This window comes from Vibrio iocasae (genome assembly GCF_042245395.1).
Classification (GTDB): domain Bacteria; phylum Pseudomonadota; class Gammaproteobacteria; order Enterobacterales; family Vibrionaceae; genus Vibrio; species Vibrio iocasae.
Genome location: NZ_CP145310.1, coordinates 574206 through 589152, shown reverse-complemented (window position 1 = coordinate 589152; position 14947 = coordinate 574206). Strand labels below are relative to the sequence as shown.

Sequence of the window (14947 nt, the reverse complement as noted above, 5' to 3'; positions counted from 1 at the left end):
AATTAAAGCTCGCAATAGTCCGTTACAGTCAGGTTTTTACAAGGGAAACGCCAGTCACGACCGTCGTTTTTCAGTAGTTCATTTGCCTCTTTTGGCCCCCAGGTTCCTGCCGCATAGCCATATAAGTGTTCACACTTATCTTTAAAATCGAGTATCGGTTGTACAAACTCCCAACACGCTTTTACTGCGTCAGTACGTGCAAACAGGGTGGCATCCGACTTCATACAATCAAGCAGTAGTCGCTCGTATGCAGTCAACATGTTGGTTTCCTGAAGATCCTGATAGTGGAAGTCCATTGATACTTCCTGCGCCTCGAAACCTGCACCCGGCTTCTTAAGGCCAAAGCTTAAAAGAATACCTTCGTCTGGCTGAATTCGGATAATCAGCTTGTTTTCAGGCGCGTTCACACCAAATACAGGGTGTGGCGTGTTCTTGAAATGGATAACTACCTCCGTCACACGTGTTGGGAGGCGTTTACCGGTACGAACATAGAAAGGAACACCATTCCAGCGCCAGTTATCGATAAACATTTTCAGGCCAACATAAGTCTCAGTGCGAGAGTCATTTGCAACACCGTTCTCTTCGCGGTAGCCCGGAAGCGCTTCGCCACGCACCATAGATGCTGTGTATTGCCCAAGTACAAGGTTATTTTTCAAATCTTCATCAGACAATGGGCGGAAGCATTGCATGACTTTAACCGACTCGTCTCGCATTGAATCTGCGTTAATGACTGAAGGTGGCTCCATCGCAACCATTGCCAGTACCTGCAACAGGTGATTCTGGAACATGTCTCGAAGTGCACCAGAACCATCGTAATAGCCACCTCGCTCTTCAACACCAAGAAACTCAGAGTTAGTAATCTCTACATGGTCGATGTAATTACGATTCCACAATGGTTCGAACATCGCATTTGAGAAGCGAAGAACCAACAGGTTCTGTACTGTCTCTTTTCCAAGGTAGTGGTCAATACGGTAGATTTGGTGCTCCTGAAAACTGTCGTGCAGCTTTTTGTCCAGGTCGATCGCTGATTGCAAATCGTAACCAAATGGTTTTTCAACAATCAGATTCTTCCAGCCATCATGCTCTTCATTAAGACCATGAGCCGCCAGACACTCAGGAATCACACCATACAGGCTAGGAGGCGTAGAGAGGTAATAAACTGTGTTGCCTTGAGTGTCATGTGTTTGCTTGATTACATCAAGTCTCTCTTTTAGCAGACCATACTCTTCTTTATCTGAAGTATTCAGCGCCTGATAATAGACATGTTCAAAAAACTTCTCGACTAACGCTTCATCGGTCTTCTCGTTTTCAACCAATGAGTGCTTTAGTTTCACTCTAAACTCTTCATCACTGAACTTAGTACGGCTGACACCCAGAACTGCAAAGTCTTCCGGCAGCATGCCATCTGCAAACAGATGATAAAAGGCGGGGATAAGTTTACGGTGCGTTAAATCACCAGAAGCGCCAAATATAACGATGGCATTGTTTTCTGGTCGAACCGTGCTTTCTACATTTTCCATAGCTGTCTCGTAATCAATCACTAAACCCGAACCGTTACACTTTAAGTTACCGGTAACATTTGTCAACAAAAATCACGGCAATTCAGATGTGCAAATTGGACAACAATAGTAACAAGATGCGTCCAACTAGAATAATAGTGAATATCTATCGGTTTGATAGGTAGAAGCTTTTTGATAAATAAATCTGGAGCAGTACGTACTTAACCACTCCAGATGAATGTGTCGGGGTTAACTGTTTTCTGCCACCTCAATCATGGCTTCAAACTTTTCGTTTCCTCTTAGCAACTCGAAATCGGGCTCTTCTGCTGCCAACTCACGAATTGATGCGCTGGCTTCAATTGAGCGTTGAAGGTCATATATCGCTTGTTCTTCTGCGCCTAAGCGCGAGTACGCACAAGCGCGCTGATAAAGTGCATGAGCGTTAGAATCGTCAACTTCAAGCACCCGATTACAAATACTCATTGCCCAGTGATACTCGCGAATCTCCATCGCGGCATCGGCTTTATAGGTTAATGCTTCCAGATCACCCGGTCTAATCTTCAGGATCTCATCGTAAACTTCGATCTTCTGCTCTGCCGTCTGCGCATTTTGAGCACGGAGCCAGAGGTTGTGAACCTCGTTGATGATTTCGATTTCCCGGTTGTTCTCAGAAATAATGCGGGTTTTACGTTTTAAGTCTCGCTCTAACGCTAAGAACTTCTTCTCGTACTCTTTGGTAATTTTATCTAAACGGGCATCCGCCATCTCTTTAGTGTTCTGCTTAATATCTTTAAGAGATTGCCAGCCAATCAAAGCTACGAGTGAAGCGACGCCCGCGATGATATAAAAGAAATAAGTAACGGTAACATTGGCGTAGTTTAGCGACTTATCCGCAACTGCAAGCTCTCTGTCTGTCATCTCGATCGTTAACCTACGCTCAAGATCTTGTTGCTCAAGCCTGATGGATTTCAATTCATCAAGAATATAGCGCTCCATCAGCGGCCTATCTAACAGATCACTTTCAGAATATTTCTCTGCTGAAAAAACAGAAAAAGTGAGAAGCAAGGAAACAATCAACACACTGAATTTTCTAAACATACCCATAACCGTTAACAGCGCAAATTATGCCCATAAGATATTGATCATATCTTGTTCATGCAAGAGGAATTATTTGGATGGAGAAGTAAAACTTTTCCGCAGCAAAGCAGTTTCATTTTCATCGATTCCCAGAGACTCTAAAAAGCGTTGATGCGCCTGGGGTTCCATCTGTTCAAACTGAACATGCCAGTTTGTCATATCTTCTTCAGTAAGGCCTGAAGCGGCCATGAGCTCTACCCAACGTTCTTTTGTCAAAATATCTGGTGATGTCGTCGCGCCTTCATTTAACAAGGACAAAATGGCTTTCTGTTGTTTCCTTAATCGCTGGATCTCATCTTCCAGCGCGTTGAACTGATTACCATCTGACGGAAAAGCAGAATCTGGAAACTATCAACCGTACCACTCAGCATACGGACTATCATTCCAGACAATACAAACAAAGCGGTCGATACTAGAGCGAGAGAGATGCCTTTTGCTGCATCAGAGACAGGGAAACAAATGGTGGATTTCAGATAAAACATAGCACTTCCTCTTAAGTACGAGGCGCATTGTGAACCCGTCACCAGTAGACGGGTCAAGAGGAAGCATCGATATCAATATCAGTTTGTAAGAGAAACATCCTGCCATGTTCCTGATAACAAAACCCGTTGCGTCTTATAGCCCGCTTTAACCAGCAAATCACGGCTGTATTCATGGTGGACACCTAAATGCTTAGGTGCATGCGCGTCGGCGTTAATTTGCATTGGGATGCCTCGTTTAAACGCCTCTTCGATTAGCCACAATGGTGGGTAAACATCGTCCGTTGCCCCACGCAGCATACCACCGAAGTTCACCTCCATAATGACGCCTGATTTGGCGACATCATCCAGAGTGGATATGGCAACGTCCTTGTACCAGGAAGCAGACTCATCGAAAAAAGGTTTACGAAGGTTGTGTTTTTTAATCAGATCATAGTGACCAAGGATGTCGAAGCCTCCTTCCTGACAAAGATCGGAAATACGTTGATAGTAGGTTTCTATCATTTTGCGAACATCACCACTAAACACGTCGTTTATCAGGGCATCCAGTTCCTCATCAGGACCATCGACACTCAGCATTGGATACTGTTCGTCAGGTGCAGCCAGCGCATGAACTGAACCAATGACGTAGTCTAACCCTAACTCTCCCCACTTTGCCTGAGCCGGATACATCAGGCCCGCCATATAGTCGATCTCTAACCCGAGATAAACTTCCATATCACTGGTGCTGTTTTTTAGACGAGTAATTGTCTCTATATATTCAGGAAGGCGTTCTGACTGGAGTGTAAAGTCATTTTCAAAAGGCAGTGGCGCATGAGAGCTAAAACCTATCGCTTTAAAGCCGAGCTCTCTAGCCTGGCTCAGCATCTCTTCCGGGCTTCCTTTTCCATCACAGAAATGACAATGCGTATGATAATTGGTAAGTAACATCAGGGTCTTCCATAAATGATTGACTACATGTTATTAAACATCATTAGCATGAAGAGATCACCCTATCTTACTTAAATTCATTTAACCGTTTCTACCTGCCAAATGAGCTCCCCAATGATGCAAGCTGATGTGCTTTGGTATCTATCGTATGAGCTAAATCTGCAACTTGATCAGCATCTTCCAGATTACTTATCGAGGCCGACTTCGCGACATGGATGCTGTTGTTCACCTCTTTTGCAACCATCGTCTGTTGTTCCGTAGCGGCAGAAATTTCATACGTCGCCTGATGAATGGTTTTGATTTCATCTTCAAGGCTTGAGATAAGGCTTAGTACTTCGTTTGTCAGGTCGACGCTTGTACCGGCATAGTTACAATCCGCTTTAAGCTTGGCAGCAAGCTTCTCTAACGATTCCATCAGATTACTCATTGTGACATGAATATTTTCTGTTACCGACTGCGTTCTTGAGCTCAACGACCTGACTTCATCCGCAACAACCGCAAATCCCATACCCATTGAGCCAGCTCTGGCCGCTTCGATAGCTGCATTCAGCGCTAACAGATTTGTTTGATGTGCTATACCCTGAATCTCATCCATCAACGCAATAACACTGTCCATTTCACCGGATATCTCAGTCGCATACTCAGAAGACGCTTCTACGGCTTTAGCAAACGCAACCACATCGGAACGCGTTTTTGACATTGCATCATTCGCTCGTTCACATTTATCAGTCACACTTTGCACTTCTCCGGATACCTGAACGCTCGTTTTCGCGACTTCTTCAACCGTCTGGACCATCTCTTCCATTGCGGTAGAAATCGCTTCAAGTTGTTGAAGCTCTTCCTTCGCATTGTGATGAGCATGCTCTGACGCTTGCTCCAAACTTTGTACCTGACTTAAAAGAGAGCGGCTACTGTCAAATGTTCGCCCCAGAATCGTCTGAACCCGCCCTTTTTGCATTTGAAGATGAAATTCAGCGGTATTAGTACTGTCATTGCAATAAACACTGCGAGATATGCTGTCATAGTTTCGCTTGAGTTCTTCATAAAATGGTTGGCGCACAAACAATTCGTTATACAAAATGGCGAATACGGCTATTGGGGTAATAAGGTTAAACCAAGGGTTGACCAGATGCGCTAAAAATAGAGAGACGAAAGTCACCGCTATCAAGGCCAATATGCGTTGGCGTGTTGAAAGTTGAAGCTTAGAGGTAAGCTGTTTTCCTTTTGCGGATACTGTGTATAGCTTTTCTGCCCTGCTTCTGAACTCAGGAGCAAGCTTCCGCCGCACCGACTGATAACCTACCAGTTTATTCTCTTCCATGATTGGCGTAACAAACGCGTCCACCCAGTAGAAACCACCGTCTTTGCAACGGTTTTTAACCGCTCCTCTCCAGGGTTCTCCTTTTTTAAGATGAGACCATAGATCTTCAAACGCGGCTTTGGGCATATCCGGGTGGCGCACAATGTTGTGATTTTTGTTGATTAACTCCTCAGAAGAAAACCCGGACACTCGGCAAAAATCCTCATTAACATAAGTAATTACGCCGCGTTTATCTGTGGTCGAGACCAGCTCAATCCCCTCCGCTACTTCAACTTCGTTGTTGTTTGTGGATAAATTTCTCTTGTTCATTAGATGCCTAGCCTTAATCTATTTGAACATCGCCTGATAGAAGTTTTAGTGATATTTATTTTTTGTAACGATGCTTTCTATTGGTGCGGGCCTGGAAAAATAGAAGCCCTGGAATCGATTCACTCCAATTAACTGGAGCATTGTTATCTGTGTTGCGTTTTCTACGCCTTCAGCAACTACATTGACTTCCATACAGCTTGCAACGGAAGATAGGGCCTTTACGATCTTGTACATATAGTCAGAGCCTTCCATTTCAGAGATATAACTCCTGTCAATTTTGATCTCTGTAAATGGGATATTTAACAGTTGCGTAAAGCCAGAATCAGCCATACCAAAATCGTCGATTGAAATTCCGACACCATCCCCTCTGAACTTGGTTAGGTTCTCAATAACCGTCCCGCTGTATATAGGGTTATGTTCAGAAAGCTCCAGAATGACTCTGTGAAGTGGAAAATCAAATGCCTTAAATACGGTGCAAAGTTTTTTATGGAAATTGCTGTCATCCAAAGATTGATAGTCGATATTGAAAGATAACGTACCATCGAAATTATCCAGTTGTTGGATGCTTTCCAGCGCCTTGTAAACAAGGGTGTAGGTATAATCGGTAATCGCACCGCTTTGGATTAGCTGCTCAAGAAATACTAAGGGGGATAGAGTTTGATTGTTGTGTGAAATACGACCAAGCACTTCATAACCAACGTTGCGCTTTGTCTCTCCTGACACGATAGACTGAAAGTAAGGTGTAATTGTTTGGTAATTTATTGCGATTTTTTCATTGACAGAGTCATGAACAACTTCGCTCTTGAAGTCTGTAATACCAAGTTCTGAACTTTCCGCATTTGAAATTAAGCGGTTCAGCTTAGAAATGTTTAGTGAATTGCCCAAAAAATGTAGTCGGCACCCACCAAGTTTATTACAGAACACTCTGATTGGTAATAATATTCTCTCATCGACATCACCATATAAGATGACACCTTTCAGACATTGGCTGTTATTTTCTAAAAGAGCGCTAATGGCATTGTCCATAATGACTGACTGAAAGTTAGCCAAAACCATATAAGGACAGGACAAGCCATTTAGTAGCGCGATGAGATCATGAGTATTATTTGCCCATAGGATATCGTGGTTACTGCGTTCTAATCTGCCGACTGGAGAGCTGAACGCTTTATTTTTATCAATAACCACAATATCCATATGGGTCACCTAGCATTTATTTTTTGTAGTAGCCATAACGTTGTTATTATTTGTAGCTTTAAGTTCCGCCACCTGTTTATAACAAAACAGTCAGTTAGCCTTACCACTAAATACTAGATTCACCCCAGTAAACTACAACCTGTCGTAACGAACAGGTTGACAAATTTGAGTTAATGCTCGTTTTAGTTTGCCTATATTATTTGCTATGCCGCTTCCACCTCTAGAGTATTTGCTTCAAAAACAAAATTTTGCCTTATGTCTATGGTGTTTAAGCCAACCGAATCACGAAACTGCTCATTGATAGGAATAAGCAAAACAACCGATCGAGTGTTGCCGAGCATATGCACCTGTTTGTCTCCAATACGTTCGTGAGGCAGTCCGATGCGTTTCAATAATTTTTCTATGCCTACAGACGTCACCGTTACGTAATAATCAATTCTGTTGTAGACCGCATACTTATAGACTGCCCTGAACATTTCCATCGTTATCTTGCCTGGCGTGAAATGCGAACCAGAGGACAAGGTTTTATCGACCGCAAACCGGCTTAGCTCATAGATAGTCGGTGACTCCGGTGCTTTCTCTTCACCAAGACATTGATTGAAAGTATCTTTCAGCATATATGTTCCCGTTGTAGGGAGAATACGCCAACAGCCAAACAGATTACCGATATCATCTTTGACGTAGAGATACTGTGTCTCCTGAGTGTCATATTCATCACTTTCATGCGAGTTTTCTGACTTAACATCCCACTTGAGCCTTTCTCTAAAAACCTTATGTCTGAGTTGTAATAAGCTCATGTAATCAACATCTGACAATAACGTTCTGTTCTTGCATCTTACACTTAACATTGGTCACCTCCTTTGCCAGATCTGATGATAATCAAGCTTGGCATTACGCTGTACTGGAAGGTATTACAGGTGACAAGTAGTAGTACCTAATCTATGGCGTTAATACTCTGGATGCATAACCCCCGAAATAATGGCTTTAGAGATTGCCTGGTATTTGTTCGCAGCCCCAAGCTTGTTACACATATTAGAGATATGGAAAATAACCGTACGTTCTGAGCAGCAAATTATCCGGGATATCTCCCAGGCCGATTTCCCTTCCGCAGACCACTTTAAACATTCCAGTTCACGGTCAGTTAAAGAAACAGAATGGACATCGCGGAGAGACTGGGACTGCTTTGTCACAAAATCGGAAATCAACGGCTGAACCAGATTAGACGCCATAACGGCTAAGCTGGTATCGGTTCTCATTTTTTCTGAACTGGCAAAACTAACCATCCCGAAAGCACTGTTGTTGGTATGAATAGGAATGCTAACCCCAAAATTAAGGTCATATGTTTTCGCCTCTTCCATCACATTAATAGTATTCGCGCGCTTAAGTAACTTTATCTCCCCCCAGGAAACCGGGGATGAGTTTTCCATACAGTGCTTAACCACGGGATCAATGTCTTTTAAATGATTTTGGTCATATAGTGTCCGCCAACCCGATGGATAATTATCAATAATGATGCTCTCAGACCTTGTCATCGTTATTGGTACGGACATTCCCATTAGGAAGAATTCAATATCAATTAGGTTTTTGATTTTATGTAGATAGGTCTCAGCTTCTGCTTTGGTATTTATCTCACCAATTTCTATAATGTTGCTTAATAATTTAGTAGATTGATCTATGATCATATTGGTATCCTCGTAATTACCCTGTATAACTTTTAAAGCGTTATACGTAGTGATACCCATATCAACAAATAGCAAATAAACCCTTCCTACTTTGGGCTTTATTCGGTTATTTTCACTCACTCATTAGTGATGAAGTTCAAAAGGAGCCGTTGTTTATACCTATGCGTAACGTATTGGAATATGCAGAAAAGCTACATGTCGCAGATAGTGCCGCTGACGTGGAAAATATTATTAGCAAAATAGCTCATCGCTGTAATATGGAGTTCTATCTTTTTGGCGTTTCCATTCCTGTCTCTTTCTCACGAAGCTATACAGTAATTTATAACAATTACCCAACTGAATGGCGGCTTCACTATGATGAAAACAATTACGTAGAACTCGATCCCGTCGTTAAGCACTGCTATACAAGTACAAAAGCGGTTATTTGGAACGAACTAGAGCAAACCTATAACTCCAAGCAAGAGCGTGACTTCTTCAAGGCCGCCAAAGAGCACGGATTAAACTCTGGATTGAGCGTGCCTATTCACGGCAGCAAAAGCGAGATTGGCATATTCAGCCTCGCAACCACGAGAGGGTACAACGAGTTTAATAGCAATGAGTTAACCGAGTTACTTTTGCTGTCACAAGCAATAGCACCTAGTGCATTTTCTAAGTTGATTGAAATTGAAAGTCGTCAGATAGAAAGAAAAGAGAGTCAGTTAACGGCCCGGGAAAAGGACGTGATTTACTGGGCAGCAGAAGGAAAAACGACCTGGGAGATTGGTCATATTTTGGGTTGTACTGAAAGGACCGTCTACTTCCATTTGAACAACGCAACTAAAAAACTTGGTGTGGTCAATCGCTATCAGGCGATCTCAAAAGCAGTTCTGCATGGACACGTGCATCCATCGGTAAACAAGAAATAGAATAGTTATAAGAATCAGATGGTAACCTTTTGGTAACTATTGCTGAGGTAGATTCTGTTTCGGCTGTACGATGTGAGCTGTCTTGTTTTACCAAGTAAAGTGGGGACTCTACTTCTCAGATAAGATTCTTACCACTCGTACAGCGCTTATCTCTACCCCTAACGAAATAGTCGATTATTGAAGCTCTAAGAACTTCTCAAGCACATCCACAATCAACTGATGGTCTTCTACCTGCGGCAACCCAGAAACCGTAATGGTGCCGATGATACCGACGTTCTTCACTGCCAGAGGGAAGCTACCACCGAATGCAGCAAACTCTTTTCCATCCACCAGCGAGCCTTCTGCGATAGAGACACCTTTGTTCTTATAGTAATTGCCGATATACCAGGAACTGTTCTGGTAGCGGTTAACCACATTTTTCTTGCGACGAATCCACTCAACATTGTCGATTCTTGTACCTGGCATCGCGTAGCTGAAGATGCAGAGACCATTCATTGAGATATCGATGGCAACACTTGCCCCCTTCTCTTCTGCGGCCTTTTTAAGAGCGCATCCAAGTTCCCACGCAATCTCGTGTGAAAACTGAGTAAATTGAAGGCGTTTTTCCTGTTCGAGGATTTCGTTTAGTAGTTCTTTCATTATTTATGTCTCTTTTCTCGTTCCAACGCTCCGCGTTGGAATGCATACCTTAGCTCACTTCAGACACCACTCTTCTTTATAACAGCAGTCCTTATAATGTCCGATATGTATTCCCACGCAGAGCATGGGAACAAGGTAACGACTATGTTTATAGAATAAAAAGGGCGGTGATATCTCTATACACCGCCAAAGGTCTCCGAGGAGAGTATTTTCCCGTTTATAAATTAGGTAATAACCTAATCACTTATAGCTCTAATTCAGCTTTCAGCTTATTCTCGATCTCTTCGGTAGATGCCGCGTTCATCAGACTCTGACGGAACTCTTCGTGCATGATGCGACGCGCCAGTTTAGAGAAGATCTTCATATGCTGATCGCCAGCTGCATGTTTGTTGAGCGTAAGCATAATCACAAACTGAGCTTCTTCATCTCCCCACTGAATAGGCTTTGCTAAACGAGACACACTGATGGTCGATTGCTCAATGTGCTCACTCTTTGTATGAGGAATCGCAAAGCCAAAACCAAGACCAGTTGAGAATACATCCTCACGGGCCCACAAATCGTCTGCCAGCTTCGTTGGGTAACGACAACGTCCAGCAAGGAACAAGTTGTCTGACAGTGTCTTAATCACTTCTTCTTTCGTACGAAGGTCATTGTCTAGCGTGATGCAATCCTGAGAGATAAGTGGAGCATCAGACTGCTGCATACGGAACTGAGCAAGCAGGTGCTCAACTTCAAGCGGAGTACGACAATCCATCGCTTTGTTCAGTAGCTGACGACACTCACGGCTGTCCAGTTTCGCAATACGCTCTTTCGTCGCCGGAATGCTTGGTGCACTCATACTGATTTCATCCAGTCCAAGGCCAACCAACAGAGGCAGAACCGACCCTTTCGCACCCAACTCACCACATAGGCCAATCCATTTACCGTGACGGTGAACTTCGCGTACCACGTGGTCCAGAGTACGCAGGAATGCCGGGTTCAGGCTGTTGTAGTGCTTAGTCACTTTAGAGTTGTCACGGTCAACGGCCATCAGGTACTGGGTCAGGTCGTTACTACCGATACTAAAAAAGTCAATCTCTTCACAGCACTGGTCGATGATAAATGCAACCGACGGCACTTCCATCATGATGCCCAGAGGGATCTTCTCATCAAATGGAATCTGCTCTGCGCGTAGCTCTTTACGTACTTCTGAAAGAATGTCTTTTACCCATAGGATTTCTTCCATAGAAGAGATCATAGGGATCATAATTTTAAGTGAGCCGTGAGCCGATGCACGCAAGATAGAGCGAAGCTGAATCTTGAACATATCGATAAATTCTTCGTAGATACGAACCGCGCGGTAACCCAGGAATGGGTTGTTCTCAGCCGGGATATTCAGATAATCGACAGGCTTGTCACCACCGATATCGATAGTACGGATGATGATAGATTTACCTTCAGCCGCATCAAGCGCCTGACAGAAAATGTTGTACAGCTCATCTTCATCCGGAGCCGATGTTCTGTCCATGTACAGCATTTCTGTACGGAACAGGCCGATGGCCTCAGCACCATTACCAAATGCTGCTTTTGCTTCAACGGAGTGTGCGATGTTTGCAGCCACTTCCAGAGTTTTACCATCTGCAGTCACACCAGTCTGATCTTTAAACTGGCTCTGACGTAATTTAACTGTATCTGCAACACGCTGCTCTTGCTCGTAGTAGCGACGCAGTGGTTCACTGATCTCCGTTGCCACCAGACCAAGGCTACCATCAATCAGCACTTCTGAATCAATAAATGAAGATAGCTTGCTTTCATCAATGCCCACCAACGTAGGAATTGCGAAAGAACGAGCAAGAATAACGGTGTGCGATGTGCTACCGCCGTGTGTCAGTACAAGACCTTTTAGCAGGCTCTTATCCAGCTCAAGGAACTGACTTGGCGTCAGGTCATCAGCAATACAGATGGTTGGCCCGTTTAGGTTAAGTTGGTTTGAGAACTTCTCGTCACCATAAATGCTTTGTAGTAGCTGGAAACAGACATCACGGATATCCAACTCACGCTCACGCATGTAAGCAGACGCGGACTTCTGTAGCTGCTCACCGAAGTGTTTTGCTGTTGCGATAACCGCATCTGCCGCACTGCGACCTTCAACCAGGTTACTTTCCAGCGTCTGTTTGAACTCTGCATCTTTAACAATGGAGAAATGCGCGTTTACTACTTCAGCTTCAGTATGGTTTGCTGTTTTCAACTGAAGTTCAAACGCTTTTGCTAGCTGTTTAATACCAAGCTCAAGAGAAGACTTCTCTGTTTCAAGGTCGCGTTTCTCAGGAAGGTCTGTCAATGTGTCAAAGTTAATTGCGCCAACACGCATTAGCTGACCAAAACCAAAGCCCGCACTCACTGCGTTACCACGAACGACAGGAGCCTCTAAGTTAGTGAAGCTTCTTGGCAGAGCAACAAACTCGCCTGTTTCTTCTTCATTGGTTTCGAGTGGAGAGTCACAGTGTGGAAACTCGTTAGCAATAAAGCTTTTGATTTTCTCAAATGCAGATTCTTCGTCTTCACCATCGATGGTAATTAAGCACTTATCGCCAAGCAGTGTGTCCGTACCAATAAGAGAAAGCACGCTTTTCGCGTTAGCAGAAATGCCGGTACGTTCGTTCTGCCACTTAATATCAGCATCAAACTCATTACAAAGAGCTTCTACGTGGCTGGCAGGGCGAGCATGTACACCATTTGGTAGCTCGCAGGAAAATGAGAAAGTTTTCATAAATTCTGACCTCAGAACAGTTTATCTTGTTCGCTCTGCACTTATTTAGAACCAATCTATACCAGAAGTTCGTTTCGCTGTCAGAGCGTTGATTCGCTTTTTATACACAATAGAACTTCCGCACGTTTGCCACTATTGGACATTCCTTCGATTTACTGGACTTTTGTTAGATACAAAGCCAAGTGTGAGCACGCTCAAATTTACTACTATTTTTGTGACAAAAGTCATGCTTATATTTTGTTAATTTTGCATGAGTTCAAATTAACCAATTGATTTATAAAGATTTAACCAATGTAAATGATCGATTTTTAAGTAATCACACATTTATGTGCCTTAGATCACCTTCTTGAATAGATCTTACAAATATCCAGTAAATAGATGTTTTGTCCTCTAACTTGATAGCACATTTACTCACTATATTATGGACACAACCCGGATGAAGTGTATTTCATTCGGATAGTGAAAGGATTACAAACGCTGCGCAGCGAGTAAACGTGAACTGTTTTAATTAACTAAACTTTTAATAATAACTTTGTGCTCTAAGGACAGTATTATGAATGACATCATTTCCATACTGAAAAACACAAGACAACACCTTATGACGGGTGTTTCTCACATGATCCCATTTGTGGTTGCAGGTGGTATCTTACTCGCAGCTTCTGTAATGCTATACGGTGAAGGTGCTGTACCAGCAGAAGGAACCTGGTTGCATGACCTATTCTTCATTGGTGTTGCCGGCTTCCAGTTAATGGTACCTATTCTTGCTGCTTACATCGGTTACTCAATTGCCGACCGTTCTGCTCTTGCTCCATCAGCAATTGCGGCATTCATCGGCGCAAACATGTACAACACTGGCTTCTTCGGAGCGATCTTCGCAGGTCTTCTGGGTGGTATTGTTGTTTTCTACCTTAAGAAGATAAAAGTACCTTCATTTGCACGTTCCATCATGCCAATTTTCGTTATCCCTATTGTTGGTACGTTCATCACTGCTGGTGCAATTGTTTGGGGTATCGGTGAGCCTATCGGTGCAGGTACAGCGGCACTAACTGAATTCCTGAAAGGTATGCAGGATTCAAGCATCGTTGTTCTGGCTATCATCATGGGTCTAATGATCGCATTCGATATGGGTGGTCCTGTAAACAAGGTAGCTTATGCATTCGTTATCCTTTGTGTGGGTGAAGGCATCTACAACGTTGCAGGTATCTCAGCAGTAGCAGTAGCAACACCTTCTGTAGGTATGGGTCTTGCGACATTCATGAACAAAAAACTATACGGTGCAGACGAGCAAGAAGCAGGTCGTGCTTCAATCCTGATGGGTACTATGGGTATCACTGAAGGTGCAATCCCATTCGCAGCAGCAGATCCACTACGCGTACTTCCATCAATCATGATCGGTACAGCTTGTGGTGCGGTAACAGCAGCGTTACTAGGTGTTAAGTGTTTCGCCGCATGGGGTGGTCTGATTGTACTACCTGTTGTTGAAGGTCGCGTTGGCTTCCTTGTAGCACTAGCGGTTGGTTCTGTAGTAACAGCGCTTATGGTGAACTTTCTTAAAGCACGTCGCAAAGTAGAAGCACCAAAAGAAGAGTCTTCTGACGACATCGACCTAGACATCACTATCGGTTAATTCCTTTTTAAACCGACTCAATTCGAACAAACGGGCAGCTGGTCAGTCAGGCATCCGGTAGGAATGGCCAGCCGCCCAACCAAATAACTAAATCTATATTTCTGGAGAGTATTATGACTAACGTAGTAGCAGTAACAGCATGTCCATCAGGTGTTGCACATACATACATGGCAGCAGAAGCAATCGAAGCAGCAGCAAAAGCAAAAGGCTGGAACTGCGATGTTGAAACTCAAGGTTCTATCGGTATCGAAAACGAACTGACTGCAGAGCAAGTAGCAGCAGCAGACGTAGTTATCCTGACTAAAGATATCGACATCAAAAACCAGGAGCGCTTCGAAGGCAAAATGGTTGTACGCATCGGTGTTAGCGACGCAGTAAAACGCGCAGCTGTAGTAATGGATAAGATCGAAGCTCACCTGGCAACTGCTTAATTAGCATTCCTCGTTCCCACGCTCTGCGTGGGAATGCATACCGAA

General features: G+C 43.6%; 14 protein-coding genes. 3 read left to right on the top strand and 11 right to left on the bottom strand.

Features of this window, described 5'->3' with window-relative positions:
• Positions 1–2: 2 nt before the first annotated feature.
• From zwf to SNR28_RS02650, 9 genes are all read right to left on the bottom strand, one after another.
• Positions 3–1520 (bottom strand): glucose-6-phosphate dehydrogenase, encoded by a 1518-nt coding sequence (gene zwf / locus SNR28_RS02690; RefSeq protein WP_375749481.1) that lies wholly within the window; start codon positions 1518–1520, stop codon positions 3–5.
• 228 nt (positions 1521–1748) lie between these two features.
• The gene (locus SNR28_RS02685; RefSeq protein WP_375749480.1) at positions 1749–2597 is read right to left on the bottom strand and encodes a tetratricopeptide repeat protein; all 849 of its coding nucleotides are present in this window, start codon (positions 2595–2597) and stop codon (positions 1749–1751) included.
• A 69-nt stretch (positions 2598–2666) separates the two neighbouring features.
• Complete coding sequence (locus tag SNR28_RS02680) at positions 2667–2894, bottom strand: hypothetical protein (RefSeq protein WP_375749479.1); 228 nt, start codon at positions 2892–2894, stop codon at positions 2667–2669.
• Positions 2895–2914: 20 nt separating this feature from the next.
• The gene (locus SNR28_RS02675; protein WP_375749945.1) at positions 2915–3118 is read right to left on the bottom strand and encodes a hypothetical protein; all 204 of its coding nucleotides are present in this window, start codon (positions 3116–3118) and stop codon (positions 2915–2917) included.
• Positions 3119–3196: 78 nt separating this feature from the next.
• Positions 3197–4045 (bottom strand): histidinol-phosphatase, encoded by an 849-nt coding sequence (locus SNR28_RS02670; RefSeq protein WP_375749478.1) that lies wholly within the window; start codon positions 4043–4045, stop codon positions 3197–3199.
• A gap of 91 nt (positions 4046–4136) precedes the next feature.
• On the bottom strand, positions 4137–5675 hold the full coding sequence (locus tag SNR28_RS02665; protein WP_375749477.1) for a methyl-accepting chemotaxis protein: 1539 nt from the start codon (positions 5673–5675) through the stop codon (positions 4137–4139).
• 45 nt (positions 5676–5720) lie between these two features.
• Complete coding sequence (locus SNR28_RS02660) at positions 5721–6869, bottom strand: EAL domain-containing protein (RefSeq protein WP_375749476.1); 1149 nt, start codon at positions 6867–6869, stop codon at positions 5721–5723.
• A gap of 203 nt (positions 6870–7072) precedes the next feature.
• Positions 7073–7717, bottom strand: coding sequence for an acyl-homoserine-lactone synthase (locus tag SNR28_RS02655; RefSeq protein WP_375749475.1), 645 nt, complete (start codon positions 7715–7717; stop codon positions 7073–7075).
• Between the two features lie 99 nt (positions 7718–7816).
• A complete protein-coding gene (locus SNR28_RS02650) occupies positions 7817–8551 on the bottom strand; it encodes a LuxR family transcriptional regulator (protein ID WP_375749474.1) in 735 nt (244 codons plus the stop codon).
• 161 nt (positions 8552–8712) lie between these two features.
• On the opposite strand from SNR28_RS02650, the gene SNR28_RS02645 reads away from it, so the two are divergent.
• Complete coding sequence (locus tag SNR28_RS02645; RefSeq protein WP_375749473.1) at positions 8713–9456, top strand: autoinducer binding domain-containing protein; 744 nt, start codon at positions 8713–8715, stop codon at positions 9454–9456.
• 174 nt (positions 9457–9630) lie between these two features.
• Here SNR28_RS02645 and SNR28_RS02640 read toward each other — a convergent pair whose 3' ends face one another.
• Both SNR28_RS02640 and ptsP read right to left on the bottom strand, forming a co-directional pair.
• Positions 9631–10095 (bottom strand): heme-degrading domain-containing protein, encoded by a 465-nt coding sequence (locus SNR28_RS02640; protein WP_375749472.1) that lies wholly within the window; start codon positions 10093–10095, stop codon positions 9631–9633.
• A 244-nt stretch (positions 10096–10339) separates the two neighbouring features.
• A complete protein-coding gene (ptsP, locus tag SNR28_RS02635; protein WP_375749471.1) occupies positions 10340–12844 on the bottom strand; it encodes a phosphoenolpyruvate--protein phosphotransferase in 2505 nt (834 codons plus the stop codon).
• Between the two features lie 553 nt (positions 12845–13397).
• Here ptsP and SNR28_RS02630 point away from each other — a divergent pair.
• Together SNR28_RS02630 and SNR28_RS02625 are read left to right on the top strand one after the other, a co-directional pair.
• Positions 13398–14471, top strand: coding sequence for a PTS fructose transporter subunit EIIC (locus SNR28_RS02630; protein WP_375749470.1), 1074 nt, complete (start codon positions 13398–13400; stop codon positions 14469–14471).
• 113 nt (positions 14472–14584) lie between these two features.
• Entirely contained in the window at positions 14585–14902 is a 318-nt protein-coding gene (locus SNR28_RS02625; RefSeq protein WP_375749469.1) for a PTS fructose-like transporter subunit IIB, read from the top strand.
• The last annotated feature ends 45 nt before the right edge of the window (positions 14903–14947 follow it).

Coding starts and splice junctions, on each gene's coding strand:
- zwf (WP_375749481.1), bottom strand. CDS start 1,520: ATGGAAAATGTAGAAAGCACGGTTCGACCAGAAAACAATGCCATCGTT.
- SNR28_RS02685 (WP_375749480.1), bottom strand. CDS start 2,597: ATGTTTAGAAAATTCAGTGTGTTGATTGTTTCCTTGCTTCTCACTTTT.
- SNR28_RS02675 (WP_375749945.1), bottom strand. CDS start 3,118: ATGTTTTATCTGAAATCCACCATTTGTTTCCCTGTCTCTGATGCAGCA.
- SNR28_RS02670 (WP_375749478.1), bottom strand. CDS start 4,045: ATGTTACTTACCAATTATCATACGCATTGTCATTTCTGTGATGGAAAA.
- SNR28_RS02665 (WP_375749477.1), bottom strand. CDS start 5,675: ATGAACAAGAGAAATTTATCCACAAACAACAACGAAGTTGAAGTAGCG.
- SNR28_RS02660 (WP_375749476.1), bottom strand. CDS start 6,869: ATGGATATTGTGGTTATTGATAAAAATAAAGCGTTCAGCTCTCCAGTC.
- SNR28_RS02655 (WP_375749475.1), bottom strand. CDS start 7,717: ATGTTAAGTGTAAGATGCAAGAACAGAACGTTATTGTCAGATGTTGAT.
- SNR28_RS02650 (WP_375749474.1), bottom strand. CDS start 8,551: ATGATCATAGATCAATCTACTAAATTATTAAGCAACATTATAGAAATT.
- SNR28_RS02645 (WP_375749473.1), top strand. CDS start 8,713: ATGCGTAACGTATTGGAATATGCAGAAAAGCTACATGTCGCAGATAGT.
- SNR28_RS02640 (WP_375749472.1), bottom strand. CDS start 10,095: ATGAAAGAACTACTAAACGAAATCCTCGAACAGGAAAAACGCCTTCAA.
- ptsP (WP_375749471.1), bottom strand. CDS start 12,844: ATGAAAACTTTCTCATTTTCCTGCGAGCTACCAAATGGTGTACATGCT.
- SNR28_RS02630 (WP_375749470.1), top strand. CDS start 13,398: ATGAATGACATCATTTCCATACTGAAAAACACAAGACAACACCTTATG.
- SNR28_RS02625 (WP_375749469.1), top strand. CDS start 14,585: ATGACTAACGTAGTAGCAGTAACAGCATGTCCATCAGGTGTTGCACAT.